This is a genomic window from Nocardia alni, from assembly GCF_019038435.1.
In the GTDB taxonomy this organism is placed as follows: Bacteria; Actinomycetota; Actinomycetes; order Mycobacteriales; family Mycobacteriaceae; genus Nocardia; species Nocardia alni.
Genome location: NZ_JAGPOX010000053.1, coordinates 34,573 through 57,797 on the forward strand (window position 1 = coordinate 34,573; position 23,225 = coordinate 57,797).

Genomic DNA, 23,225 nt, shown 5'->3' on the forward strand with positions numbered 1-23,225 from the left:
TCTATTCCTTTTCCGTCGAATGGCCGGGAAACAAAGACAATTCGGGGTCGAGTTCGACCGCCGCGTTGTTGACCGCGGTGGCCGCCTCGCCGAAGCCGACGGACATCAACCGGACCTTCCCGGGATATTCGGTGACGTCCCCCGCGGCGTATATCCGCTCACGGTTCGTGCGCATCCGGCTGTCCACGACGATGGACCGCCGGATGAGGTCCAGGCCCCAGCGTGCCAACGGGCCCAGATTGCCGACGAACCCGAGCGCGGCGATCACACTGTCCACCTCGAGCACCTGCGGCGCGTCCTGTCCGCGCACCCGGATGTGCGCCTGCCGTACCGATTCCGTGCCGGTAAGGGCCTCTACCTCGGCATCGGTGATGACACGGCTACCGGATTCGGTCATCGCGGTCACACTGGCGGCGTGCGCGCGAAAGGCGCTGCGGCGGTGCACTACCGTCACCGACCGTGCCGTATCGCGAAGTGCCAGAGCCCAATCGACCGCACTGTCTCCGCCGCCGACGATCAGCACGTTCCGGTCCGCGTGCGCGGCCGGATCGGTGACGAAATAACTCAGTCCGCGGCCCAGGAACTGCTCTCCGGCCGGTAGCGGACGCGGTGTGAAGGTGCCGATACCGGCGGTGATGATCACCGCTCCCGCGTCGACCACCCGCCCGTCCGAGAGAGTCACCTGCGGGCGTCCCGCCTCGTATCTCAGTGAAATCGCCTGTGTGTCAAGCAGAATGCTCGGCTCGTAGGCCCGGGCCTGGCTCAGCAGCGAGGCGACGAAATCACGACCCCGGGCAACCGGTACGCCCGCGACGTCCCGGATCTCCTTCTCCGGATACAGCGCGGCGATCTGTCCGCCGGGTTGTGGCAGTCCGTCGACCAGGACCGTGCGAAGCCCGCGGAATCCGGCGCAGTAGGCGCCGTACAGGCCTGTCGGGCCCGCGCCGATCAACAGGATGTCGGTGACGATCGGTTCGGGGACGGACTCGGTGGCACTGGACTCAGGGGCGAGCGGCTCGGCCACAGTGGGTTCGGGAACAGTGGACATGGCATGGGACCGTAAAGGCGATTCGGATCGGTGCCGATGAGATCCGGACCGCTGAGTGGAATGCGCCAGGTCAGATGATCGGGCACTGGTTGGTCCGCTCAGTGGAATACGGTGTGGTGTCAGCGGATCCGAGTTCGGTGAGCGGACCGGGTTCCTTGGGGCCGAGCGTTCGCGGTGATGGACTGCGGTTCATGAACAACCCGGTGAGCAACACAGCCCAGCGCCGTCGCCCGGCCCGGGGCGGGAAATTGCCCGGCCGCCAGGACTGGTCGAGCTGGCCGCACTACGCCGCGGCGGCGGCCGGATTCCGCGGTTACTGGTACCCGATCGGCTACTCGTCCCGGTTCGGCGGAAAGCCTGCGCAGATCACCCTGTTGGGCGAGAAGATCGTGGTGATCCGGGACCGGGGCCGGGTTTACGCGCTCGCGGACCGTTGCCCGCACCGCGGCGTCCCGCTGAGCCAGGGTAACCAGCAGTTCCCGGGCACGATTTCCTGCCCCTATCACGGCTGGACCTTCGATCTGGCCAGCGGTGATCTCGCCGCGGTCATCACCGACGGCCCGTCCTCGCCGATCTGCGGCAAGCTCAGCCAGCCGACCTACCCGGTGCAGGAGCGTCTCGGCATGGTGTGGGTGTTCATGGGAGACGGAGCAGACGGCGAGGACGCGCCGCCGATCGACGAGCAGTTGCCCGAGGAACTGGTCGCCAACCCGGCGGCGCTCGGGTCCCGCATTCAGCCTCGGGTGGGCAACTGGCGCTTCGCCTGCGAAAACGGCTACGACGAGGGCCACGCCAAATACCTGCACCGCACCGCGCTGTGGCGGATGTTCAAGCCGATGCCGGTCTGGAATCGGACCCATATCGTCCAGCGCGGGCGGTGGATATATCGGGTACAGGACGAGCAGCATTGGGACGCCGACTTTCCGGGCCTGGGCCGGTGGTCCAATCAGGCCTGGTACAAGCTGAAGCCGCCGACCGCGGTGCAGAACATCGGCAACACCGGCGGTCACCGTCCGGTGAACCCGGTGATCGCCGCGCAGCAGTTCCCCGGCTTCGCCTCGGTGAGCATGCCCGGCGTGCTGCGCATCGTGTACCCGACGTTCATCCACTACGAGTTCTATGTTCCGGTCGACGCGGACAACCACCTCTACGTGGGCGTGATGGCCAATTTCGAGCGCGGCCCGCGCAGGCTGGCCTTCTACGCCAAATACCTCGGCTTCATCCGCTGGCTGTTCCACGGCCAGTTCTCCGCGCAGGACAAGTGGATGGTGGAGGTCACCGACGCGCCGCCGGAGCGGCTGTATCGCCCGGACGACTCGCTGCTGAAGTGGCGCAAGCTCGCCGAGGACACCTGCGAGGAACGTCGCGCCCGGCTGGGCGAGGTCACCGAACCGGGGGAGAACTGAGATGGCTCGAATCGTGCTCGGGGTCGGCGCATCGCACTCCACGCTGATGAACACCCACTGGGACCAACTCGTGCATACCGACGACGCCGAGCGGTTCCGCGACGGGTTGCGCGAGGCCCGCGATGCCATCGCCGCGGCCCGGCCGGATATCGCGATCATTGTGGGGTCCAACCATTTTCGTGGCTTCTGGCTGGATCTGATTCCCGCGTTCACCCTCGGCGTCGGCGAGGTCATCGGCTCCGGTGAGGCCCGCACGCCGAGCGGCCCGCAGCGCACGGACCCGGAATTCGCCCAGCGCCTGGCACAGGATCTGGTGCAACGCGGTACCGAGGTGGCGATCTCCGCGCGCCTGCAGATCGACCACGGCCAGACGCACGCCATTCAGTATCTGCTCGAAGGTCTGGACATCCCCGTGGCGCCGCTGGTGGTGAACGTGTTCGCCGCACCACTGCCGCGCCCGGACCGTTGCGCCGAACTGGGCAGAAACCTCGCCGCCGCGATCGCGGCGTTGCCGACGGAACGGCGTGTCGTGGTGATCGCCTCCGGCGGGCTGTCCCATCAGCTGCCCTGGCCCGCGGACTGGCGCTCGCCCGACGGCGCGGACGAGGAGTTCCTGGTCGAGGCGTGGCTGAACGGCCGCGGCGACTGGGAACGGTACGACAGCCGTCGCCGGCAGATCATCACCGCCGCCCGGCCGGTGATCTTCAGCGACTTCGACGAGAAGTTCCTCGCCGATCTGGAACGGGGCCACCTCGCGCCGTACGCCGAAATGACCGGCGAACAGATCGAATTGGTCGCGGGCAACGGCGGGCAGGAACTGCGCACCTGGCTGACCATGGCGGCCGCACTCGGGTTCGCGCCGGGCCGGGCGCTGGCGTATTCGGCGATGCCGGAATGGCTCACCGGAATGGGGGTGGCGGTGATCGAACCATGAGCCTCGAGCGGATTCTCGACTACATCACCGAGGATCGGCTCCGCGCGGCGGTCCACGCGGTGACCGATATCCCCAGCCCGACCGGCCGGGAGGCGCCGCTGGCGAGGATGCTCGCCGGACGGCTGGCGCAGGCCGGATTTGCCGCCGCGCCACAGTATCTCGACGATTTCCAGGCCAACGCGGCCGGTCGGCTGCGCGGTCGCGGCGACGGCCCGGATCTGCTGCTGTACGCGCCGATCGACACGCTGACCACCGGTGAGCCGGAGATCGACCTGCCGTGGATCGGCCCGGAGTTGCGGGACGACATGCGGGCCTCCGCCCGCGACGACGGCCCGTTCGTATCGGGGCTCGGCGCAAGCAATCCCAAGGGGCACGCGGCGTGCATCCTGGTGCTGGCCCAGGCGCTGGGTGCGGTCCGCCCGGAATTGGCCGGTGACGTGGTGGTGGCGTTCGGGGCGGGCGGCATGCCGACCAACGCGATCGAGGCGCCCGATTATCCGGCGCGCGCGAATACCGGTCAGGGCGTGGGGTGTTCGTTCCTGCTCGAGCGCGGCTGGCACACCGATTACGCGGTGATCGCCAAGCCCGGCGACTTCGTGGCGCACGAGGAGGTCGGGCTCTGCTGGTTCGAGATCACCGTGCCGGGCATCCACACCTACTCCGGAAGCAGACACCGGCTGCCCTATCGCAATCCGATCGTCACCGCCGCCGAGGTGGTGACCCGGCTGGAGAACTGGCTGGCGGACTATCCGGCCCGGCATCGGACCGAAACCGCCGCGCCGCAAGGGATCATCGGATCGATCGCGGGCGGCTGGGAGCGCATGCTCGCGGTCACCCCGGCGGCCTGCCGCATCCGCATGGACGTTCGTATCGCCCCGCAGACCATGCCGCTGGCGATCAAACGGGAACTCGGCGAGTTCGTCGCGCAGGTCGGCACGGAACTGGGCGTGTCGCTCGGATTCGAGATGGTGCTTGCCATTCCGGGCACCCACACCCCGCCTGATGCGCCCATCGTGCGGACCGCGGTGGCCGCCTGGGAACAGACCGCGGGCCGCGCGCACGAGCCGGTGCCCGACAACAGCGGCGCGACCGACGCGAACATCCTTCGGGCGCGCGGCATCCCGACCGTCCGGATCGGTATGCCGAAGGTCGCCGGCGAGGATATCGACTTCAGCGCGGGCATGAACACGGTGGACGTGCGCGCGATGCGCCGGTTGTGCGAGGTATTGGCTCGAATCACCCTGTCCACCACCGGAAAAGGAGTATGACCGTTGACACGACCACCTGAGAGCCGGTTCGCCGACGGCGGCGGGATCCGTTACCACTACCACGATCTCGGTTCCGGCCGGGACACCGTATTCCTGCACGGCGGCGGCCCCGGCTGCACCGCGTGGAGCGATTTCGGCCCGGTCGCACCGCTTTTCGCGGCGGACAGGCGCTGCCTGCTGGTCGACATCCAGCAGTACGGCACATCCGAGAAGTCCCGGATCTCCGGGCCGATGTGGGACCATCACGCGGCCAAGACCGTCGCGTTGCTGGACACGCTGGGTGTCGAGCGCGCGGATTTCGTCTGCAATTCCTGGGGCGGCACTATCGCCCTCAACCTGGCCGCGAAATATCCCGATCGGGCGGGCGCGTTGGTGGTGACCGGTAGCATGCCGGTCTTCTACGGCCCGCTCGCGCCGCTGCCGGAGGGCGGCCGCCGCGGACGCAACGCCCGTGACGTGTACTACGGCGGTGAGGGCCCGACCAGGGAGAAGATGCGTCGGCTGATCACCGGCCTGGAATGGTACGACCCCGAGGCGCTGCCCGAGGAGACCCTGGACATGCGGTATCAGCAGAGCCTGGACCCGGGTGAGCGGGAGCTGGCAGCGATGTCCGATTCGCCACGCGGCGAGTGGCAGGATCTGACCGCGGAACTGGGGCAGATACAGTCGCCGGTGCTGTTCGCCTGGGGTATGCAGGACGCGTTCCTCACCCCGGACTATCCGCTGATGCTGGCGCGAATGGTGCCGAACGGCAACCTGCACGTGATGGACCACGCCTCGCACCACCTGCAGGAGGAGCGCCCGCACGAATTCTATTCGGTGGTCACGGGATTCCTGAATTCTGTGCGGGACAAAGTGGTCGCCGCATGATGAAAGCACTGGTGGCCCTGCCCGTCATTGCCGCGCTGATCGTCGCGGTGCGGAAGCTTGCCCCGCGAAGCAATACGCAAATACATCGAATCAATCGGTAGCCGCCTTCCGGAGAAAGCAGAGCAACACAATGAGTATCTGGACCGAACTCGGCCCCGCACCGTTCCGCGTCGAATACATCGATGCCGCCGGGGTCCGGACCCGGACCCTGCGTGCGGGCGCCCCGAATGCCGAGGCCGTGGTCTTCCTGCACGGCACCAGCGGGCACCTGGAGGCATTCGCCCGCAACATCGTCGCGCATTCCGCCTACGACCTGCACGCCATCGATATGCTCGGCCACGGTTACACCGGAAAGCCCGCCCATCCCTACGAGATCGCCGACTATGTCGAGCACCTGCTGGCCTACTTCGACGCGGCCGGGATTCAGTCGGCGCACATCGTGGGAGAGTCGCTGGGTGGCTGGGTCGGCGCGCGGGCCGCGATCGAGCATCCGGCCCGGGTGCGCAGCCTGCAGCTGCTGTGCGCTGGTGGGACGGTGGCCAACCCGGCGGTGATGGACCGCATCCGCACCAGCACCAAGCAGGCCGTGGCCAGCGACGACATCGAGCTGACTCGTCAGCGGCTGCGGCTGCTGATGGCCGACGACGCCGATGCCACCGAGGAGTTGGTCGAGGTCAGGCACGCTATCTATCATCAGCCCGAGTTCGTGGCCAACGTGGACAACCTGCTGTCGTTGCAGGATATGGAGCGGCGTCGGCGCAACCTGCTGAAGCCGGAAGACCTGGCCCGGATCGCCCAGCCCACGCTGATTGTCTGGGGCCGCAAGAACCCGTTCGGCGAGGTGCCCGAGGCCACGGCCATGCACGAGGCCATCGCGGGTTCGCGGCTCGAGCTGTTCGAAGACTGCGGGCACTGGCCGCAGCACGAGCAGGCCGCCGAGTACAACCCGATCAGCCTGGAATTCCTGAGCAAGGTCGCGGCCTGATGCGAGCGGCCAGGTTCCACGCGTGGGGGGCGCCGCCGGTGCTCGACGATGTTCCCGAGCCGGTCCGGGCCGAGGGCCAGGTGCTCGTGCGGGTGCAGGCCGGGGCGGTCGCGCACCTGGATGCCACGGTCGCGGGCGGCGAATTCGGCATGCGGCCGGAGCTGCCCTATATCGGCGGGGTCGAGGGTGCGGGCGTGGTGCTGGCCGCCGATCCCGGGTCGGGGCTCGAGCCGGGACGCCAGGTGGTGCTGCGCGGCGGGGGCCTGGGTGTGCTGCGGGACGGTACGTGGACCGAACGAGTCAGCGTGCCGGTCAAGGCGGTGACGTCGCTGGACCACCCGTTGGCGCCCGAGGTCGCCGCGAGTTTCTTCGTCCCGGCCACCACGGCGTATGTCGCGCTGCACGATGTCGCGAGACTGGCGCGGGACGAGTTGGTCGTCGTGACCGGCGCGGCCGGTGCGGTGGGCTCGATGGTCGCCCAGCAGGCCCTGGTCGCCGGCGCGCGAGTGATCGGAGTGGTCGGCCACGAGGAGAGGTTGGCCCAGGTACCGCCGGGTGTCGAGCCGTTATCCCGCACGGCGGCCGAGGAACTCGCGAGACAGCGGCCCGCAACACTACTGGTGGACACGCTCGGTGGATCGGGCCTGATCGAGCGGACCCGATGGGTGCGGCCCGGCGGGCGCGCGGTGGCGATCGGCTATGTGACCGGGGCCGAGGCGCGCATCGACCTGCCGTCGTGGCTGCTGGACGACGTAGCGCTGCTGCCGGTGAACATGATTCGGCGCGAGCGCCGGGCGCGGGAGGTGGCCGGCCCGCTGATCGAGCGCCTCGCGGCAGGCGAACTGAGCGTACCGGTACAGAGATTCGACCTGGCCGATGCGGCGACGGCCCTGGACCTGCTGCGGGCGGGCCGGATCCGCGGCCGTGCGGTGGTCGTTCCCGATGACCACGGTTAGCGAGCGCCAGGGCGCGAACAGCGTGCTCGGCAAGATACAGCTCATCCTGGACGCGTTCGAGCCCGGGGACGAACCCCTGAGCCTGACCGAGCTGTCCCACCGGACCGGCGTGGCCAAATCGACCATGCACCGGCTGACGCGGGATCTGGTGCGCTGGAGCGTGCTGGAACGCCGAGGCGCCCACTACAGGCTGGGTATCCGCCTGTTCGAATTGGGACAGCGGGTGTCCAGCCGGAGCATCCTGCGCGATGCGGCACGGCCGCACCTGCGGGATCTGCACAGGATCACCGGCGAGACCGTCCAGCTCGCGGTGCTGGACGGTCTCGCGGTGCTGTGCCTGGATACCGCGTCCGGCCAGGTCCCCGCACGCGCCGGGGTGGCCGCGCGGATGCCGGTGCACTGCACCGCCTCCGGCAGGACGCTGCTCGCCTTCGGCTCACCGTGGCTGCTGGACGAGGTACTGACTCTGCCGATGACGCGATGCACGCCGCGCACCGTCACCGCGGCGGGAGCGTTGACCCGCGAACTGACCCGGGTCAGGAAGTCCGGCTATGCGGTGGAGTACGAGCAGACCCGCCTGGGGTATCTCAGTGTCGCGATCCCGTTGCGCGGGGTAACCGGCGCGACGGTCGGCGCCCTATCCGTCACCGCCCCGGTCCATCGCGCGGATGTGCCGGAGTACGTGCGGCTGCTGAATGGGTCCGGCCGCCGGATCACCAGGGAAATCGTGGCCATCGGGCACGGTGGCCGCGTGGGCGCGGGTCGCTGACAGTTGCCGCCGGGCTCACTTCGGCCAGAGCGTGCGGACGGCCTCGGGGAATCCGGCTGCCGCTCGCGGGTCGAGCACGGCCAGGTTGAGCAGATAACCCGGGAGGACGGACAGGATCACCCGGGCCAGTTCGTCCGCGGGAATTTCGGTCCAGGCTCCCGCGGCTTGGCGCCGGTGGACCAGGGCGGCCACATCCTGGCCCATGATCGTCTCGGCCGCCTGAAGTTGCTGGGCCAATTCGGGATTGCGCAGGGCTTCGGACCAGACCATGAGGGCCATGGTGGCCAGGCTTGTGTCCCGGTGGCGTTCGGTGACGGTCTCTAGCAGCTTCGCCATCACCTCGCCGATCCCGCGTTCGCCGTCGCCGTCGGTCAGCGCGTCGTGCAGTATCGCGGTGACGTCCGCGAGGTTCTCCGCGGCGACGCCGACGATGAGGTCTTCCTTCTTCGGGAAGTACCGGTAGACCGCGCCCGCGGACTTGTCGGCCTCGGCGAATACGTCCTGCATGGTCGTGTGGTGAAAGCCGTTGCGCACGAAGCATCGTCGCGCCGCGGCCAAGATCTCGGCGCGCTGATCGTCCTTGTACTGCTGGCTCACCCGTGGCATGGGGTTGTTCTCCTCGGCTGTTGACACTCCGGTTCGGGCGAGCCTACGCTAAACGAAAGCGGATGTCCGTCCTCTTTTAAGGCAGGGAGAAGATCGATGCGATTACCTCTGGTCCAACCGGCGGAGCTGACCGCCCGCCAGCGCCCGCTCTACGACGCCTTCGAGACGATGACTCGGGCGCGGGAGTACGAGGGTTTCGAGGTAAGGAATGCCGAGGGCGCGTTCGTCGGACCGTGGGGTGTGCTGCTGCACTTCCCGGAACTGGCGGCGCCGCTGGGGCAGTTCGTCACCCTGGCCCAGCAGTTGCCGGGTCTGAGCGAGCGGGCGCGTCAGGTCGTCATTCTGACGATCGGCGGCCGGTTCAACGTCGCCTACGAGCTGTACGCGCACACCTCGCTGGCCGCCCGCGCCGGTCTGCGCCCGGATCAGGTCGCGGCCCTGAGCGCGGGTGCGCGCCCGGCCGATCTGAGCCGCGAGGAACTGATGGCCGCGGATGTCGCCGCCGCGCTCACGCAAGCCGGTCCGGTGCCCGCGCCGCTCTACGACGCCGCGGTCGCCACGCTCGGCCGGGCGGGCTACGACGCCGTGGTGTTCATCGTCATCCACTATCTGGCGCTGGGCGCGCTGCTCAACGCCTACGACGTTCCCGGAGGAGAGAACCATGCCTGATGTCGACGAGGTGAAGGCGTTGATCGAAGATCCGGACGCCTTCGGCACATTCGGTCGTTTCGTGGAGACGCCGGTCGAGCGGATGCCCGCGGCGATGCGCGAAGTGTACGACTTCGTGATGCGATTGCGCGGGGGAGTGCCTGGGCCGCACAAGATCTGGGCGTCGAATCCGGCGTTGCTGCGGACGATCGCGCCGACCGGCGCCTACTACCAGACGGATTCGACGCTGACGAAGGCCGAGATCGAGATCGCGACCTGCGTGACCTGCGGGCGCTGGGCCGCGGCCTACAGCAGTTTCGAGCACGAGAAGATCGCCGAGGCGCTCGGCGGGCTCGACCCGGACAAGGTGCAGGCGCTGATCGCGGGCCTGCCCACCGGCTTCGAGGATCCCCGTCAGCAGGTTGTGTACGAGCTGGCCACGACCTTGGCCGCGGCGCGGGTGGTACCGCTGGGGCTGTTCCGTCGTTCCCGGGATCTGCTCGGCGACAACGGTATTGCCGACGTGACGGTGCTGATGGGCTGGTTCACCGCGGTCTCGCTCACCCTCATGGCCTACGACGTTCCCTCGAACGCCACCGGGCTCGATCAGTAAAGGAGAATCGTCATGGTTCTGGCGCCCATTCCGGAAGTCGCCGTCACCCCGGTCGCGCACTTCCCGGAGAAGTATTTCCTGGAAAACCTGGTGGTGCGCGCCGACGGCTCGGTGCTGATCACCGCCGTGCTGCAGAAGCAGCTGTGGTGCGTACCCGCGCCGGCCCGCACCTTCACCGATCCGGTGCTGGTATACGAATTCGACCACCCGGTCACCGGCATCGTCGAGGTCGAGCCCGACGTGTTCGTGGTGAGTCTCACCGAGGCATACACCACATACGAGGCACACCTGGTCCGGCTCGACCTGAACGGCTGGACACCGGGCGCCCCGGTGACCCCGGAGGTGATCTTCACCTTCGACGACCGGGCGCGCGGCCTGAACGGCAGCTGCCTGCTCGGTCCGGGCGTGATGGCCGTCGCGGACTGCTTCGCCGGCCTGATCTGGCGCATCGACCTGCTCGACGCGGCGCGCTCGGCGACCGCGCGGGTCTGGCTCGAACACGACACCATGGCCGACGACCCCGACAGCGGTGTGCCCTGGCCGCCACAGCCCGGCATCAACGGCGTGCGCTACGGCGCGCGGACCGGCTACCTCTACTACACCTCGACCGCGCAGAAGGTGTTCATGCGCGTCCCGGTCGATCCGGCCACGCTCGGCCCCGCCGGCCCCGCCGAGTTCGTCGCTGCCATCGACAACGCCGATGACTTCTGCCTCGACGAGAACGCGGGCTTCGCCTACGTCACCCGCCACCGCGCCAGCACCCTCGACCGCGTCCCGCTCGCGCCGCGCCACGGCAGCGAGGTGCGCCACCTGCTCGGCGACCCGTTCGACCCGGTGATCGTCGGACCATCCAGCGCCTATTGGGGCCGCGAACCGGGTGACGAGGGCACGATCATGTATGTGACCACCGACGGCGGCACCACCCACACGCCGGACGGTGTTCTGCGCAACGCCGCACTCCTACGTATCGAACTCACCACCCGCACCGATACTTGATCGGCATCGCTGGATCGAGAAACGGATCGTCGCCACGAACGCTGCGAGAGAGGTGATTTCGGCATGAGCGAGGTGATCGTCGTGGACGCCGCCAATGTCGTCGGTTCACGGCCCGACGGCTGGTGGCGGGACCGTGCCGGTGCCGCACAGCGCTTGCTGGCGGATCTGGTTGCCCTGCAAGAACATTCGTCATGGACCGGCCGCATGGTGGTCGTGCTGGAGGGAGCGGCCAAGGGCGCCGTCCCGGACCGGATGGTTCCCGGCCTCGAGGTGGTGCGCGCGGAGGGGTCGGGGGACGACGCGATCGTGGCTGTGGTGGCGGCATCGGTCGAATCCGATGCGATTACGGTCGTCACGGCCGATCGTGGACTTCGTGCCCGAGTCGAGGAACTCGGTGCGAGCGTGGTCGGCCCGCGCTGGCTCCTGGACCGCATGGCTTCGGCGCGGAATTCGTAGCCTGCGCTGCCGAGTCCGTGCGACCGGCGACAGGTTCGGCCCGGCAATCCCTTGCCTGGAGTGCGCTCCAGGTTCCTAGTGTCGTAGGGGTGCGGTGATGGATATCGACTTCATGCGCCCCGACGGGCGCTGGAAAGGGGCGAAGCCTTATGAGTTCGGAACGGATCGCGACGGTACAGCTGGGGACCGGCGGCCCGGAGGTGGGCGTGCAGGGTTTGGGTTGTATGGGAATGAGTTTCGCGTACGGGCCCACCGACGGAGACGAGGCCCGGGCCACCCTGGAGCGGGCGCTCGAACTCGGCGTCACGCTGTACGACACCGCGGATGTGTACGGCGCGGGGGAGAACGAGAAGTTCATCGCGCCGTTCGTCGCCAAGCATCGCGACGAACTGGTGCTCGCCACGAAATTCTCGCTGACCGTCGACCCGGCCGATCCCACGAAGCGGATCATCCGCAACGACCGCGCGTACCTGCGCCAGTGCATCGAGGACAGCTTGCGGCGGCTCGAGGTCGATGTGATCGATCTGTACTACATGCATCGGCGCGATGTGAACGTCCCGATCGAGGAGACCGTCGGGGCGATGGCCGAACTGGTGGCCGAGGGCAAGGTCAAGCATCTGGGCCTGAGCGAGGTCACCGCGAGCGAACTGCGTGCGGCGCACACGGTGCATCCCATCGCGGCGGTGCAGTCGGAGTGGTCGCTGTTCAGCCGTGACATCGAGCAGAGCGTGATCCCGGCGGCCGTCGAGCTGGGTGTGGGGCTGGTGCCCTACTCGCCGCTCGGTCGCGGATTCCTCACCGGATCGTTCGTAGACGCACGGAAGGAGTTGGGCGACAATGATTTCCGCCGTCAACAGCCCCGCTTCACCGGCGACAACGCCGCGGCGAACGCCGCCCTGCTCGACCCGGTGCGCGAGCTGGCACAGGCGCGTGGCGCGACCCTCGGCCAGATCGCTCTGGCCTGGGTGCAGCAGCGGGCGCAGGTGCACGGCATCGCCGGAGTGGTCCCGATCCCCGGAACCCGCAAGCGCGTTCGCGTCGAGGAAAACGCCGCGGCCACCCACCTGGTGCTGACCGACAGCGAATTGGCGCTGCTCGAGCCGATCGCGGCGCGGGTCGCGGGTGATCGCTACGCGGACATGAGTTTCACGTCGGCGGGCCGCGCCTGACCGCAAAGCGGCCGGACGCCGATAGCGCGTCCGGCCGCCGGTGCGTGGCTGTGCCAGGAAATCCGGTCGCGATCTATCGGAAAGGCGTGATTTCCGACAGCTGTCCGGCGCGCATCTTGTTCACCCATTCCGGGTCGGCCAGCAAGGCCCGGCCGAGCGCGACGACGTCGAACTCGCCGCGTTCGAATTGCTGTTGCAGCAGGCCGAAACGCTGGGCCTGAGTCTCATCGATTCGATCGCCACGAAAAACGCTGTCCACCCCGACGGAACCTACGGTGATCACCGGCAGCCCGGTGATCTTCTTGGTCCAGCCGGCCAGGCTCAGATCGTCGGCGTGATCGGTGAATTCGGTCTGCCAATGCCGACGCAGCGAGGTATGGAAGACGTCGACACCGGCCTCGACGAGCGGCGCCAGCAACGCCTCGAGATCACCGGGAGTGTCGGCGATCCTGGCGGTGTAATCGGCGCCCTTCCACTGCGAATAGCGGAAGATGATCGTGAAATCGGGACCGACGGCCTCCCGGATGGCGGCTACCACGCGTGCCGGAAAGGCGGCGCGCTGGGCCGATGTCCCACCGTATTCATCGGTGCGATGATTGGTTGCGGTCCAGAAGAATTGGTCGAGCAGGTACCCGTGCGCACCGTGCAGTTCGGCGCCGTCGAAACCCAGCTGCTTGGCCAGGAGCGCCGATTCCACATATGAGCCGATCAGCGTGTCCAGATCACCGGATGTCAGCGCCCGCCCCACCCGGCTCCCGGTGTGGTCCACACCCGACGGGCTGACCGACGGGGTATCCGTCTCGAAGTCGGGCTTGTCTCCCCGCGACACACCCGTATGCCACAGCTGCGGAACGATGGCGGCGCCTTCGGCATGAACCGCCTCGACCACCGCCCGCCACCCGGCGGCGCTGTCCTCGCCGTAGAACCGGGGCACCTCCGAAGTCGGACCCGCGGCCGGGCCCCGGACGTACGTGCCCTCGGTGACGATCAGGCCCACGCCACCGGCGGCATGGGCGCGGTAATACTCGATATTCTCCGTATTCGGGATGCCGCCGGGCGATTTCGCCCTCGTCATCGGAGCCATCGCGAACCTGTTCCGCAGCCGCAATGATCCCGCGTGAAATTCGCTGAAGAATTCGTCGAGGTGGATCGAGGGGCCGCTAACCGATTCTTGTGACATGAAGCACATTTCCTTCCGGACCGACGACGTCGAATTTCCTGGGCAACAACGGAAAGGTCGCCGTCATTCCTGATGGCTCTCGTGGCCGAATCCGTTCCGTGGTGTGCGCAGGCCGTCGAGTAGTACGCGGGTCAAATGGTCGTCGGCGCGGGCGCCGCAGCGGCACACAGCCACGTTGAGCAGGCCCACCACCTCCGCCGGCGGGATGTCGCGGCGTAGGTCGCCCTCGCGTTGCGCGGCCGCGGCGATCTCGACGATCAGGGCGTTGACCTCGGCCTCCAGTTCGGGTAGTTCGGGGCGTTGCGGTTCGCCGGTGATCAGGGACTTGGTGAGGGACAGCGGCAACGCTACGCAGTGGTCGACGATTCGCAGTAGCGCCTCCCATGCCGGAGCCCGGCCGACCTCCGCGCGGATGGCGTCGAGCAGTTCCTGCAGCGTGTCGACCGCGATGTCCTCCAGGAGGGCGCGCCGATCCGGGAAATGGCGGTACAGCGTGCCGACGCCGACCCCCGCCTCGCGCGCGATGTCCTCCATCGACACGTCGTCGCCGCGCTCGCCGGCCAGCCGGAGCGCGGCGCTCGTGATCGCCGATCGGTTGCGGCGTGCATCCGCCCGCACTCGGACCTCCCATCAACCGGAACTTCGGGTTCACCTTATGCTACCGTCGGATAAGCGGAATCTTGAATTCACCTTTGGAGGAATGATGCGAATCGGCCTGTACGTGGGGGAACAGAGCGATGTTCGGTCCTATATCCGGCAGGTGCGTGCGGCGGCCGAGCACGGGCTGGCGAGCGCGTACTTCAACCAGATCCTGTCGTGGGATCCGCTCACCGTCGCGGCGCTGGTCGGGGCGGCGGTGCCGGACATCGAACTGGGCACCGCGATCGTGCAGACCTATCCGCGCCACCCGATCTCACTGGCCGGGCAGGCCCTCACGGTGGTGGCGGCCATCGGCAACCGGTTCACTCTCGGCGTCGGGCCGAGCCACAGGCCGTTCATCGAGGACGTGTACGGCCTGTCCTACGACCGGCCCGCGCAGCACACACGCGAGTACTTGACCGCGTTGCGTACCGAACTCTCTGGCACCGGCCATGTACAGGTGCCCGGCACGCAGCCGCCGCCGGTGCTGCTGTCCGCGCTCGGTCCCGTAATGCTGCGCATCGCAGGCGAATTGGCCGATGGAACGGTCACGGTGTGGGCGACACCGGCGACGATCGCCGACCACATCCGGCCCAGGATCGACGCCGTGGCCAAGAATCCGAGGGTTGTCGCGTCGGTGATGCTGAGCGTGACCACCAGGCCGGACGCCGTGCGTGACGAGGTCGCCGGCGTGCTCGGCTTCGCGTCCGACTTCGCCACCTACCGCAAGCTGCTGGACCGTCAGGGGCAGAGCAGCGTCGCGGAGACGGTCGTGGCGGGGGATGAGGAGACCGTGGCCGCCGCGGTCCGCGCGTACGCGGATGCGGGCGCGACCGAGGTATTGGTCAGCCTCGTCGGTGACGATGCCGAGAAGGCCCGGACGCTGAAACTGGCAGGGGAACTGGTCGGCTCCTTCTGAGGACTTGATGTACGACGGAGCGGTCAGTGTCGGCCCGCCTGTCCTCGGCCGTGAGGTACGGCCTCCGGATCACTGCCGCAGGCTCGTGGCGGTAGCACGATGCCACCGGGACTGGTTGTGGCAGTGATTATTTCGGTCAGTGCCGGAACCAGTGCTGCGGCCTAGGATCTATGTTGTGCCAGATGTGCTTGATCTCGCGGTATTCGTCGAGGCCGGCGCGGCCGAGTTCGCGGCCGTTGCCCGAACGCTTCATTCCGCCCCATTCGGCTTGCGGCACATACGGGTGGTAGTCGTTGATCCAGATGGTTCCGTGCCGCAGTCGCGTGGCCACGCGCTGTGCTCGGCCCGCGTCCGTTGTCCAGACCGCGCCCGCGAGTCCGTAGACGGTGTCGTTGGCGATGTGCACCGCGTCGTCCTCATCGGTGAATGTCTCCACGGTCAGCACCGGACCGAACGATTCCCGTTGTGTAACAGACATTTCCGAGTGGCACCGGTCGAGAACGGTTGGTGGGTAGAAATATCCGTTCCGCAGATGCGGCTGCCGCGGACGCTCGCCGCCGCAGCGGAGCACCGCGCCCTCGGCCAGGCCCGCGGCCACGTACGCCTCGACCCGGTCCCGGTGCGCGGCCGAGATCAGCGGGCCGGCCTCCGCGTCCGGATCGAAGGGGCCGCCGAGCGTGATTCGCTCTGCGCGCCGGACGATTTCGTCGACGAAGCGGTCGTGCAGGGATTCCTCGACGATCAGCCGCGCACCGGCCGAGCACACCTGCCCCGAATGCAGGAAGACCGCGGTGAGCGCGAAGTCGACCGCGGTGTCGAAGTCCGCGTCGGCGAAGACCACATTGGGGTTCTTCCCGCCGAGTTCGAGCGCGACCCGTTTGACCGTCGCCGCGGCGGCCGCCATGACGCGGGTACCGGATTCGACTCCGCCGGTGAAGGACACCATGTCAACATCGGGATGCTTGGCCAGTGGCGCACCGGCGACCGGGCCCGCGCCCAGCACCAGATTGGCCACGCCGGGCGGCAGTCCCGCCTCCTCGAGCGACCGCATCAGCAGCACGGCGGTGGACGGGGTGAGCTCGCTGGGCTTGAGGATCACCGTGTTGCCGGCGAGCAGGGCCGGTGCGATCTTCCAGATCGCTTGCAGCAGCGGATAGTTCCACGGCGTGATCAGCCCGCACACGCCGACCGGCTCGTACACCAGGCGGCTGATCGCGTCGGTCCGCCCGGTGTCGACGACGCGCCCGCTGTCGGTGCCGCCGACCCCGGCGTAGTAGCGCAGGCAGGCGACCACGTCGTCCATATCGTATTCGGCCTCGACCAGACGCTTTCCGGTGTCCAGCGCCTCGGCCCGGGCGAAATCCTTCCGGTCGCGTTCGATCAGCTCTGCCACGCGCCAGAGCACCTGTGCGCGTTGCGGTTCTGGGGTGTGCGGCCACGGGCCGTCGTCGAAGGCGTGGCGGGCGGCCGCGATCGCCGCGTGCGTGTCCTGTGCGGTGGCCTCGGCCGCGGCGGTAACCAGCTGTCCATTTGCCGGACAACGGATTTCACGTCGGGCGCCGTCCTGCGCCGGGCGCCAGAGACCCGCGATGTAGAGATTCGAGTGTTCCGGCATCTATGAGGCCTCCGCTCTCTGGTCTGCCCGGCTGCCGTGACCACCTCGGGCACGGCAGCCGGCTCCTGATTTCAGCTTTCGCGTTTGATCCATTCGGCCAGGTGCGGCGCTTCGGCGCCGATCGTCGTGCCGTCGCCGTGTCCGGTGTGCACCTGGGTCTGCTCGGGCAGCGCGAACAGCCTGTCCCGGATGGAGCCGATGATCGTCGGAAAGCTGGAGTACGAACGCCCGGTCGCGCCCGGACCGCCCGAGAACAGTGTGTCGCCGGAGAAGAGCGCCTCGGCCTCGGGCAGGTGCAGGCAGATCGACCCGGGGGAGTGCCCGGGCGTGTGGATCACTCGAATCTCGGTGCCGGATATGGGGATTCGCTCGCCGTGGGCCAGGTCCCGGTATGCCTGGTCCGGGTGGGTCATTTTCCACAGCACGTCTTCACCGGGATGCAGCAGGATGGGAGCGTCCAACTGCTCGGCGAGTTGCGGCGCCACGGTGATGTGGTCGTTGTGTGCGTGGGTGCAGACGATCGCGGTGACGTTCCGGTCGCCGACCGCGTCGATGATCGGCTGCGCCCGATGTGCGGCGTCGACGATCACGACATCGGTGTCGTCACCGATCAGCCAGATGTTGTTGTCGACCTCCCAGGAACCGCCGTCGAGCTCGAATGTGCCCGAGGTGACGACGCGGTCGATCCGCAGCGCGCTCGTCACAACACCACCACCGAGCGCAGCACCTCACCGGCGTGCATCGTGTGGAAGGCGTGTTCCACCTGGTCGAGCTCGAGCCGCTCGCTGACGAACCGGTCCAGCGGCAGGCGCCCCTGCTGGTAGAGGTCGATGAGCATCGGGAAGTCCCGCTCGGGCAGGCAGTCCCCGTACCAGGAGGATTTCAGTGATCCGCCGTGCGAGAACACGTCGATCAGCGGCAGCTCGAGCACCATGTCCGGCGTCGGCACGCCCACCAGGACCACGGTGCCGGCCAGGTCACGGGCGTAGAAGGCCTGCTTCCAGGTCTCCGGCCGCCCGACCGCGTCGATCACCACGTCCGCGCCGAAGCCTCCGGTCAGCTCCTGCACCGCCTTGACCACGTCCGTCTCGGTGGCGTTGACACTGTGTGTGGCGCCCAGTTCCCGGGCCCACTGAAGTTTGGTCTCGTCCCGGTCGATCGCGATGATCGTGCCCGCCCCCGCGAGCCGAGCGCCCACGATGGCCGCGTCGCCGACGCCGCCACAGCCGATCACGGCGACCGAATCACCGCGCCCGACAGCGCCGGTGTTGACCGCCGCGCCCAGCCCGGCCATCACGCCACAGCCGAGCAGCCCGGCCACCGCCGGGTCGGCCGAGGGATCCACCTTGGTGCACTGACCGGCGTGTACCAGCGTCTTGTCGGCCAGCGCGCCGATGCCCAGCGCGGGGGTGAGTTCGGTGCCGTCCAGCAGGGTCATCTTCTGCGTGGCGTTGAAGGTGTCGAAGCAGTACTGCGGCCGGCCACGCTTACAGGCACGGCACTGACCGCACACCGCGCGCCAGTTCAGGATCACGAAATCGCCGACCGCGACCGAATCAACCCCCTCGCCCACCGACTCGACCGTACCGGCCGCCTCATGTCCGAGCAGGAACGGGAACTCGTCGTTGATCCCGCCCTCGCGGTAGGTCAGGTCGGTGTGGCAGATCCCGCACGTGGCGACCGCGACGACGACCTCGCCGGGACCGGGGTCCGGGACGACGACCGTGGTGAGTTCGACCGGGGCGCCTTTGGTCCGTGCGATGACGCCTCGTACCTGCTGGGGCATGCTGTTTTCCTTTCCGAAGAGCCGAATCCTGCACCACGTCGACTACCTAGACGATAGTGCAGACAGGTGTCCGATCGCAGCCCGGTGACGGCGGGATCGGTATATGCGGCTGATTCGTCGAGCGCCGGGATGTACGTGACCGAGCCTACGGATTTGTCTATCGTCCCGGTGCGAGACGGCCCAGGAGAGCCTGCCGGTCCAGAGGTCGTACTCCGCGACGACGGTGTTCGGCCGAAGCCACCTGGGGCAACTGGTCGAGCAGGAGCGTCCGGAAGATTTCGTGGGGCCATGTTGTTGATCTGCCGGATGGCCTGGTCCGGGCGGGTCCGTAAGCTGGTCAGGTTGCGTAATTTCCTGGCGCGACGTGACCGCCTGGTACAGAGTGGTCACGCGACGCGGGTGCGGGCGGCAGGTTGGGCGTACAGCGGGTAATCGGCCGTGCATCAGGGCAGATGAGTGGGAAGGTGGATATGAAGGAGAAGGGGCGCAAGGTCATCGCGACCAACCGGCGGGCGCGGCACAACTACGCGATCCTGGAAACCTATGAGGCCGGGGTCGCGCTGGTCGGTACCGAGGTGAAGAGCCTGCGCGAGGGCAAGGCGTCCCTGGTCGACGCCTACGCCACCGTCGACGACGGTGAGGTCTGGCTGCGGGGGCTGCACATCCCCGAGTACGGGCACGGCACCTGGACCAATCATTCGCCGCGTCGCACCCGCAAACTCCTGCTGCACCGCCGCGAGATCGACAAGCTCACCGGCAAGATCAAGGAGAGCAGTCAGACGTTGGTGCCGCTGTCGATGTATTTCGCCGACGGCAAGGTCAAGGTCGAACTCGCCTTGGCGAAGGGTAAGCAGGACTACGACAAGCGCCAGGATCTCGCCCGGCGCACCGCCGAGCGTGAGGTCACCCGCGAGCTGGGGCGGCGGGTGAAAGGCATGCGTTGACGGCGGTCCTCCTGGCGCTGCTCGCGGCCCTCGGATATGGGGTGAGCGACTTCGTCGGCGGTATCGCCTCGCGGCGGGTGGCGGCGCTGCGGGTTGTCATCGTGTCCTATCCGCTGTCCGTGGTGATTCTGCTGGTCGTGGCGCCGGTGGTCGGCGGGCATGTCGACACCGCATCGATGCTGTGGGGCGTGGTCTCGGGTGTGGCCAGTGGCCTGGCGGTGTGGTGGTTCTACGCGGCGCTGGCCTCGGGGCCGATGGCGGTGGTGTCGCCGCTGACCGCGGTGCTGGTGGCCGGGGTTCCAGTGCTGGTCGGGTTGGTGACGGGGGAGCGGACGAGTCCGCCGGCCTATGTCGGCATGGTGTGTGCGCTGGTCGCGGTGGTGTTGGTGAGCAAGGAGTCGCCGGACGAAGTGACCGAGGAGATCACCGGTGGCCGGGAGTTGCGGTTCGACCGTCGTGTCGCGCTGCTGACGGTTGGTTCGGGTGTCGCGTTCGCGGTCACGTTCATCGCCATGCACGAGACTCACCCTGCCGCGGGGTTGTGGCCGCTGTTGGTGTCGCGGGTGGGGGCCACGGCGGTGGTGTGGGTGGCGGCGCTGGTCACGGGGAATTTCCGTGCGCCGCACGGTGAGCCGCTGCGGTTGGCGTGTTATGTCAGCGTGCTGGATGTGATCGCGAACGTCTCGCTGCTCTATGCCTTCCACGGTGCGTTGTTGTCGCTGATCAGTGTGATTGGATCGCTGTATCCGGCTGCGACGGTGCTGTTGGCGATGGTGTTGCTCGGTGAGCGGGTGGGGCCGTTGCAGAAGATCGGTATGGCGTTGGCGTTGGGGTCGGTGGCGTTGATCGCCACGGCGTGAGCGAGTCCGCCTCTCCGCGCACCCCGCCTCTCCGCACTTCAGGCCAGACTCGTGTTGCGCCAGTGTGGATCAGCTACCTACGAGATCTGTTGTCGCATCAGTATGGGTGGGCTCCGCGAGGTGGGCGTCGGGTCAGTCGCCGGTCAGCTCTTCCGCCGATTCCTGGCCCGCGGTAGTCGTGCGACGCAGGAAGTCGGCGATGACCTCGAGTTCGGACTCCGAGTATTCGGCGCACAGTACGTCCATGCGGCGGTTCATGCCGGAGAACAGTTCGAACAGGGCTGCGTTGCGCTCGCGGACCGGGCGCAGGGTGACCGCGCGGCGGTCGGGCGAGTCGGGGTCGCGGTCGCGCACGACCCAGCCGCTCTTCTGCAGGCGATCCAGGATTCCGGTCAGCGTCGCCGGATGGATCCCGGCGCGTCGGGCGAGCGCGGTGGGTGAGATGGGGCCGTACCGGTTGATCAGGTGCAGGCAGGTCCAGTCGACATCGCGCAGCTCGATCCGGCCGCCGAAGCGACGGTTGAGCACGGACATTTGAATGTTGAGCTCGCCCAGCGCATCCCGGATCGCGACGGTCAGCTGGCGGCGATGGCGCGCGATGGATTTGTCGGTGTCCGCCGGTGCCTGCTGATCGGGCACGAGTGGGTGTTGCTGACGCGCCGCCTCCTGCTCTGACCCACTCATATCGTGGCCTCTCGGATCGTATGGATTTCATACGGTATCGCGAGGTGGTTCGGGGCAGGGCAGGCTGGGCGGCGATGGCTCAGGCCGGCTCGACCCGGAACACGGCGATCCGATCGGCCGAGGCGGACACCGCGTCCGGGGTCGGCGCAGGGGCCAGTCCGGTGGTGACGAAGCGATTTCCGACGCTCGACGGGCTCGTGGACACCAGCGAACGCAGCACCGGCCCGCGCTGGTCCACCGGCAATTCGACCAGGCGGGCGGTCGAGGATTTGCGCCCGCGAGTCAGAGTGACCGTATCGGCCGCGCGGACGTTGCTCACCCACGCGGCCTTCGGAAACGCCTGGAATATGTATCGCCCGCTGTCGAGCTCGATCACCGCGATCGGGAACGTCAGCAGCCGTCCGGTGCGCCTGCCCCGGACGGTCAGCAGCTGCATCGGCCCGAAGGCGATGCCCAGGCGCTGGAGCCCGGCGACGAACTTGTTGGCGGTGTTGGTCATGCGGCGGTATCTGTTCGCGTCCATGCTGTCGATCGTACTTCATAAGATATGGTTTCCATATAGTACTGACTACGTATTTTATCGACTCGGCGGTCTCGGAGGCCCCTATCGAGCGATGGCTCGCGGGGTGCGGCGAGCCCTGAGCTGGGCGGAATCATGATCGTCTGTGAGGTGTTACTATGAACAGCCCGGTCACCAGCCGGGTAGTTGGATTGAGGTACGGGGCTGAACGGTTTCGACTGCGTACGTTGATTCAGGGGAAGCGTGTCGGTGCAGGCAAGAGACCACCGTAAGCGTCGCTGCAACCCTATAAGCGCCGATTCCAATCAGCGCGACTACGCTCTCGCTGCCTAAGCAGTAGAGCGTGTCTGTCAGCCCGGGTCCGCCTTCGACCCGGCCCCTGGCATCAGCTAGAAGGCTCACCGTCCGCCTCGGTCGCGGAGTCGGACGGGACATCAAACAGTGACTGGGATCGTCATCTCGGCAGGTTCGCATGACTGAGAGATCCGAGCAGAGACGAAGCGAACTGCACACGGAGAAGCCCTGGAAACACGGCGGAGGACCCGGGTTCGATTCCCGGCAGCTCCACGATGTGAGGACCCGCAGGTCAAACGGCCTGCGGGTTTTCTTTTTCTTGACCGGATCGAGTCGGATTTGCGCTTCTACCTGCGGATTCGCGCAACAAGGCCGGGTTGCCTGCCGTGGTTCGGTGCCCATATTTTGACCAGGTCCGGTGGCGGTGCGCCATCCTGGCGGCTAGGTCATCGAGGTCGCGGGCCGCGCCCGCGGACTCCTGATCGGCGGATGGATCGGCACACGGGCCGCAATGGTCGGTGCAGGCCGTAACCTCGGTCTCCAGTGGCCTGGTTTTCACCGGTGCGAGCCGGCGCCGAGACGACGTTGAGAGCGATCACGGTATCGAGTGCGCTCGGGCCCATCGCCTGGGGAACAGAGACATTCACCCGGCCAGTGCGTGACGGTCATGGTTGTCTGTTCAGTGTCGGTCGGGGTCGGGGCGTTGGTCGAGGGTGTGTTGCAGGTCGGTGTTGATGCGTTGGGCTTCGGCGAGTTGGTCTTGCAGGATGACGATCTGGCATGCCGACTCGAGGGTGTTACCGGCATCCACGAGTTCGCGTACGCGCCCGGCGATGCGCAGTTGGTAGCGGGAGTAGCGGCGGTGCCCGCCTGCTGATCGTTGCGGGGTGAGTAGTTGCACGGCGTCCAGGCCGCGCAGAAATACTTGGGTGACACCGAGGATCTCCGCGGCCCTGCCCATGCTGTAGGCGGGGTAGGTGTCGTCATCGAGTTTGTCCGCGGCACTGGGGCCGGGGCTGGGGCCGTCGATGGGGTCAGGGTTCGGTGGGGACACAGCNCC

At 67.7% G+C, this 23,225-nt stretch carries 25 protein-coding genes and 1 other RNA gene; 16 read left to right on the top strand and 10 right to left on the bottom strand.

What is annotated here, in order from left to right; all coding sequences use genetic code 11:
- Window position 1 precedes the first annotated feature (1 nt).
- On the bottom strand, window positions 2-1,048 hold the full coding sequence (locus JZ791_RS20985) for an NAD(P)/FAD-dependent oxidoreductase (RefSeq protein ID WP_216896872.1): 1,047 nt from the start codon (window positions 1,046-1,048) through the stop codon (window positions 2-4).
- Window positions 1,049-1,239: 191 nt separating this feature from the next.
- On the opposite strand from JZ791_RS20985, the gene JZ791_RS20990 reads away from it, so the two are divergent.
- The 7 genes from JZ791_RS20990 to JZ791_RS21020 all read left to right on the top strand — a co-directional run bounded on the left by JZ791_RS20990 (window position 1,240) and on the right by JZ791_RS21020 (window position 8,236).
- Window positions 1,240-2,454, top strand: coding sequence for a Rieske 2Fe-2S domain-containing protein (locus tag JZ791_RS20990; RefSeq protein WP_216896873.1), 1,215 nt, complete (start codon window positions 1,240-1,242; stop codon window positions 2,452-2,454).
- Window position 2,455: 1 nt separating this feature from the next.
- Window positions 2,456-3,388: a DODA-type extradiol aromatic ring-opening family dioxygenase gene (locus JZ791_RS20995; RefSeq protein ID WP_216896874.1), complete on the top strand. Its 933-nt coding sequence runs from the start codon at window positions 2,456-2,458 to the stop codon at window positions 3,386-3,388.
- A complete protein-coding gene (locus tag JZ791_RS21000) occupies window positions 3,385-4,656 on the top strand; it encodes a M20 family metallopeptidase (protein WP_216896875.1) in 1,272 nt (423 codons plus the stop codon). Before JZ791_RS20995 ends, JZ791_RS21000 begins: the two co-directional genes overlap by 4 nt.
- A 3-nt stretch (window positions 4,657-4,659) precedes the next feature.
- Window positions 4,660-5,526: an alpha/beta fold hydrolase gene (locus JZ791_RS21005; protein ID WP_216896876.1), complete on the top strand. Its 867-nt coding sequence runs from the start codon at window positions 4,660-4,662 to the stop codon at window positions 5,524-5,526.
- Between the two features lie 130 nt (window positions 5,527-5,656).
- Window positions 5,657-6,511 carry an alpha/beta fold hydrolase gene (locus JZ791_RS21010; protein ID WP_216896877.1) on the top strand — a complete coding sequence of 285 codons (855 nt, stop codon included), beginning with the start codon at window positions 5,657-5,659 and terminating at the stop codon, window positions 6,509-6,511.
- Entirely contained in the window at window positions 6,511-7,467 is a 957-nt protein-coding gene (locus tag JZ791_RS21015) for a quinone oxidoreductase family protein (protein ID WP_216896878.1), read from the top strand. The genes JZ791_RS21010 and JZ791_RS21015 overlap by 1 nt, the downstream gene beginning before the upstream one ends.
- On the top strand, window positions 7,454-8,236 hold the full coding sequence (locus JZ791_RS21020) for an IclR family transcriptional regulator (protein ID WP_216896879.1): 783 nt from the start codon (window positions 7,454-7,456) through the stop codon (window positions 8,234-8,236). Before JZ791_RS21015 ends, JZ791_RS21020 begins: the two co-directional genes overlap by 14 nt.
- Before the next feature lie 15 nt (window positions 8,237-8,251).
- Here JZ791_RS21020 and JZ791_RS21025 read toward each other — a convergent pair whose 3' ends face one another.
- Complete coding sequence (locus tag JZ791_RS21025) at window positions 8,252-8,842, bottom strand: TetR/AcrR family transcriptional regulator (protein WP_216896880.1); 591 nt, start codon at window positions 8,840-8,842, stop codon at window positions 8,252-8,254.
- Between the two features lie 96 nt (window positions 8,843-8,938).
- Here JZ791_RS21025 and JZ791_RS21030 point away from each other — a divergent pair, with 96 nt between their 5' ends.
- The 5 genes from JZ791_RS21030 to JZ791_RS21050 all read left to right on the top strand — a co-directional run bounded on the left by JZ791_RS21030 (window position 8,939) and on the right by JZ791_RS21050 (window position 12,724).
- The gene (locus JZ791_RS21030) at window positions 8,939-9,511 is read left to right on the top strand and encodes a carboxymuconolactone decarboxylase family protein (RefSeq protein WP_216896881.1); all 573 of its coding nucleotides are present in this window, start codon (window positions 8,939-8,941) and stop codon (window positions 9,509-9,511) included.
- Window positions 9,504-10,103: a carboxymuconolactone decarboxylase family protein gene (locus JZ791_RS21035; protein WP_216896882.1), complete on the top strand. Its 600-nt coding sequence runs from the start codon at window positions 9,504-9,506 to the stop codon at window positions 10,101-10,103. The genes JZ791_RS21030 and JZ791_RS21035 overlap by 8 nt, the downstream gene beginning before the upstream one ends.
- A 12-nt stretch (window positions 10,104-10,115) precedes the next feature.
- Window positions 10,116-11,099 carry a hypothetical protein gene (locus tag JZ791_RS21040; RefSeq protein WP_216896883.1) on the top strand — a complete coding sequence of 328 codons (984 nt, stop codon included), beginning with the start codon at window positions 10,116-10,118 and terminating at the stop codon, window positions 11,097-11,099.
- A gap of 63 nt (window positions 11,100-11,162) precedes the next feature.
- Window positions 11,163-11,555, top strand: a complete 393-nt coding sequence (locus tag JZ791_RS21045; RefSeq protein ID WP_216896884.1) for an NYN domain-containing protein — start codon at window positions 11,163-11,165, stop codon at window positions 11,553-11,555.
- Window positions 11,556-11,704: 149 nt separating this feature from the next.
- Window positions 11,705-12,724 carry an aldo/keto reductase gene (locus tag JZ791_RS21050; protein ID WP_216896885.1) on the top strand — a complete coding sequence of 340 codons (1,020 nt, stop codon included), beginning with the start codon at window positions 11,705-11,707 and terminating at the stop codon, window positions 12,722-12,724.
- 73 nt (window positions 12,725-12,797) lie between these two features.
- Here the strand turns inward: JZ791_RS21050 and JZ791_RS21055 are convergent, their stop codons facing one another.
- A complete protein-coding gene (locus JZ791_RS21055; RefSeq protein ID WP_216896886.1) occupies window positions 12,798-13,904 on the bottom strand; it encodes an NADH:flavin oxidoreductase in 1,107 nt (368 codons plus the stop codon).
- Window positions 13,905-13,967: 63 nt separating this feature from the next.
- The gene (locus tag JZ791_RS21060) at window positions 13,968-14,522 is read right to left on the bottom strand and encodes a TetR/AcrR family transcriptional regulator (protein WP_216896887.1); all 555 of its coding nucleotides are present in this window, start codon (window positions 14,520-14,522) and stop codon (window positions 13,968-13,970) included.
- Between the two features lie 85 nt (window positions 14,523-14,607).
- On the opposite strand from JZ791_RS21060, the gene JZ791_RS21065 reads away from it, so the two are divergent.
- Window positions 14,608-15,462 (top strand): TIGR03564 family F420-dependent LLM class oxidoreductase, encoded by an 855-nt coding sequence (locus JZ791_RS21065; protein ID WP_216896888.1) that lies wholly within the window; start codon window positions 14,608-14,610, stop codon window positions 15,460-15,462.
- 136 nt (window positions 15,463-15,598) lie between these two features.
- Here JZ791_RS21065 and JZ791_RS21070 read toward each other — a convergent pair whose 3' ends face one another.
- The 3 genes from JZ791_RS21070 to JZ791_RS21080 all read right to left on the bottom strand — a co-directional run bounded on the left by JZ791_RS21070 (window position 15,599) and on the right by JZ791_RS21080 (window position 18,863).
- Window positions 15,599-17,077 carry an aldehyde dehydrogenase family protein gene (locus JZ791_RS21070; RefSeq protein WP_216896889.1) on the bottom strand — a complete coding sequence of 493 codons (1,479 nt, stop codon included), beginning with the start codon at window positions 17,075-17,077 and terminating at the stop codon, window positions 15,599-15,601.
- A gap of 71 nt (window positions 17,078-17,148) precedes the next feature.
- Complete coding sequence (locus tag JZ791_RS21075) at window positions 17,149-17,781, bottom strand: MBL fold metallo-hydrolase (RefSeq protein ID WP_216896890.1); 633 nt, start codon at window positions 17,779-17,781, stop codon at window positions 17,149-17,151.
- Entirely contained in the window at window positions 17,778-18,863 is a 1,086-nt protein-coding gene (locus JZ791_RS21080; RefSeq protein ID WP_216896891.1) for an S-(hydroxymethyl)mycothiol dehydrogenase, read from the bottom strand. The genes JZ791_RS21075 and JZ791_RS21080 overlap by 4 nt, the downstream gene beginning before the upstream one ends.
- Before the next feature lie 470 nt (window positions 18,864-19,333).
- Here JZ791_RS21080 and smpB point away from each other — a divergent pair, with 470 nt between their 5' ends.
- Both smpB and JZ791_RS21090 read left to right on the top strand, forming a co-directional pair.
- Entirely contained in the window at window positions 19,334-19,807 is a 474-nt protein-coding gene (smpB, locus tag JZ791_RS21085; RefSeq protein WP_216896892.1) for an SsrA-binding protein SmpB, read from the top strand.
- A complete protein-coding gene (locus tag JZ791_RS21090) occupies window positions 19,804-20,667 on the top strand; it encodes an EamA family transporter (RefSeq protein WP_216896893.1) in 864 nt (287 codons plus the stop codon). Before smpB ends, JZ791_RS21090 begins: the two co-directional genes overlap by 4 nt.
- Before the next feature lie 132 nt (window positions 20,668-20,799).
- Here the strand turns inward: JZ791_RS21090 and JZ791_RS21095 are convergent, their stop codons facing one another.
- Window positions 20,800-21,351 (bottom strand): MarR family transcriptional regulator, encoded by a 552-nt coding sequence (locus tag JZ791_RS21095; RefSeq protein ID WP_216896894.1) that lies wholly within the window; start codon window positions 21,349-21,351, stop codon window positions 20,800-20,802.
- 79 nt (window positions 21,352-21,430) lie between these two features.
- A complete protein-coding gene (locus JZ791_RS21100; protein ID WP_216896895.1) occupies window positions 21,431-21,874 on the bottom strand; it encodes a nitroreductase/quinone reductase family protein in 444 nt (147 codons plus the stop codon).
- 197 nt (window positions 21,875-22,071) lie between these two features.
- Between JZ791_RS21100 and ssrA the strand changes: the two genes are divergently transcribed.
- Window positions 22,072-22,441: a transfer-messenger RNA gene (gene ssrA, locus JZ791_RS21105) on the top strand.
- 403 nt (window positions 22,442-22,844) lie between these two features.
- On the opposite strand, the gene JZ791_RS21110 is transcribed toward ssrA, so the two are convergent.
- Window positions 22,845-23,126, bottom strand: a complete 282-nt coding sequence (locus tag JZ791_RS21110) for a helix-turn-helix domain-containing protein (RefSeq protein WP_216896899.1) — start codon at window positions 23,124-23,126, stop codon at window positions 22,845-22,847.
- Window positions 23,127-23,225 lie beyond the last annotated feature (99 nt).

Excerpts from the sequence above, each read along its gene's own strand:
- JZ791_RS21045 (WP_216896884.1), top strand. The coding sequence starts at position 11,163 with ATGAGCGAGGTGATCGTCGTGGACGCCGCCAATGTCGTCGGTTCACGG.
- JZ791_RS21025 (WP_216896880.1), bottom strand. The coding sequence starts at position 8,842 with ATGCCACGGGTGAGCCAGCAGTACAAGGACGATCAGCGCGCCGAGATC.
- JZ791_RS21100 (WP_216896895.1), bottom strand. The coding sequence starts at position 21,874 with ATGGACGCGAACAGATACCGCCGCATGACCAACACCGCCAACAAGTTC.
- JZ791_RS21065 (WP_216896888.1), top strand. The coding sequence starts at position 14,608 with ATGCGAATCGGCCTGTACGTGGGGGAACAGAGCGATGTTCGGTCCTAT.
- JZ791_RS20985 (WP_216896872.1), bottom strand. The coding sequence starts at position 1,048 with ATGTCCACTGTTCCCGAACCCACTGTGGCCGAGCCGCTCGCCCCTGAG.
- JZ791_RS21050 (WP_216896885.1), top strand. The coding sequence starts at position 11,705 with ATGAGTTCGGAACGGATCGCGACGGTACAGCTGGGGACCGGCGGCCCG.
- JZ791_RS20995 (WP_216896874.1), top strand. The coding sequence starts at position 2,456 with ATGGCTCGAATCGTGCTCGGGGTCGGCGCATCGCACTCCACGCTGATG.
- JZ791_RS20990 (WP_216896873.1), top strand. The coding sequence starts at position 1,240 with ATGAACAACCCGGTGAGCAACACAGCCCAGCGCCGTCGCCCGGCCCGG.
- JZ791_RS21000 (WP_216896875.1), top strand. The coding sequence starts at position 3,385 with ATGAGCCTCGAGCGGATTCTCGACTACATCACCGAGGATCGGCTCCGC.
- JZ791_RS21030 (WP_216896881.1), top strand. The coding sequence starts at position 8,939 with ATGCGATTACCTCTGGTCCAACCGGCGGAGCTGACCGCCCGCCAGCGC.
- JZ791_RS21095 (WP_216896894.1), bottom strand. The coding sequence starts at position 21,351 with ATGAGTGGGTCAGAGCAGGAGGCGGCGCGTCAGCAACACCCACTCGTG.
- JZ791_RS21070 (WP_216896889.1), bottom strand. The coding sequence starts at position 17,077 with ATGCCGGAACACTCGAATCTCTACATCGCGGGTCTCTGGCGCCCGGCG.
- JZ791_RS21020 (WP_216896879.1), top strand. The coding sequence starts at position 7,454 with ATGACCACGGTTAGCGAGCGCCAGGGCGCGAACAGCGTGCTCGGCAAG.
- JZ791_RS21035 (WP_216896882.1), top strand. The coding sequence starts at position 9,504 with ATGCCTGATGTCGACGAGGTGAAGGCGTTGATCGAAGATCCGGACGCC.
- JZ791_RS21015 (WP_216896878.1), top strand. The coding sequence starts at position 6,511 with ATGCGAGCGGCCAGGTTCCACGCGTGGGGGGCGCCGCCGGTGCTCGAC.
- smpB (WP_216896892.1), top strand. The coding sequence starts at position 19,334 with ATGAAGGAGAAGGGGCGCAAGGTCATCGCGACCAACCGGCGGGCGCGG.
- JZ791_RS21080 (WP_216896891.1), bottom strand. The coding sequence starts at position 18,863 with ATGCCCCAGCAGGTACGAGGCGTCATCGCACGGACCAAAGGCGCCCCG.
- JZ791_RS21110 (WP_216896899.1), bottom strand. The coding sequence starts at position 23,126 with ATGGGCAGGGCCGCGGAGATCCTCGGTGTCACCCAAGTATTTCTGCGC.
- JZ791_RS21040 (WP_216896883.1), top strand. The coding sequence starts at position 10,116 with ATGGTTCTGGCGCCCATTCCGGAAGTCGCCGTCACCCCGGTCGCGCAC.
- JZ791_RS21010 (WP_216896877.1), top strand. The coding sequence starts at position 5,657 with ATGAGTATCTGGACCGAACTCGGCCCCGCACCGTTCCGCGTCGAATAC.
- JZ791_RS21055 (WP_216896886.1), bottom strand. The coding sequence starts at position 13,904 with ATGTCACAAGAATCGGTTAGCGGCCCCTCGATCCACCTCGACGAATTC.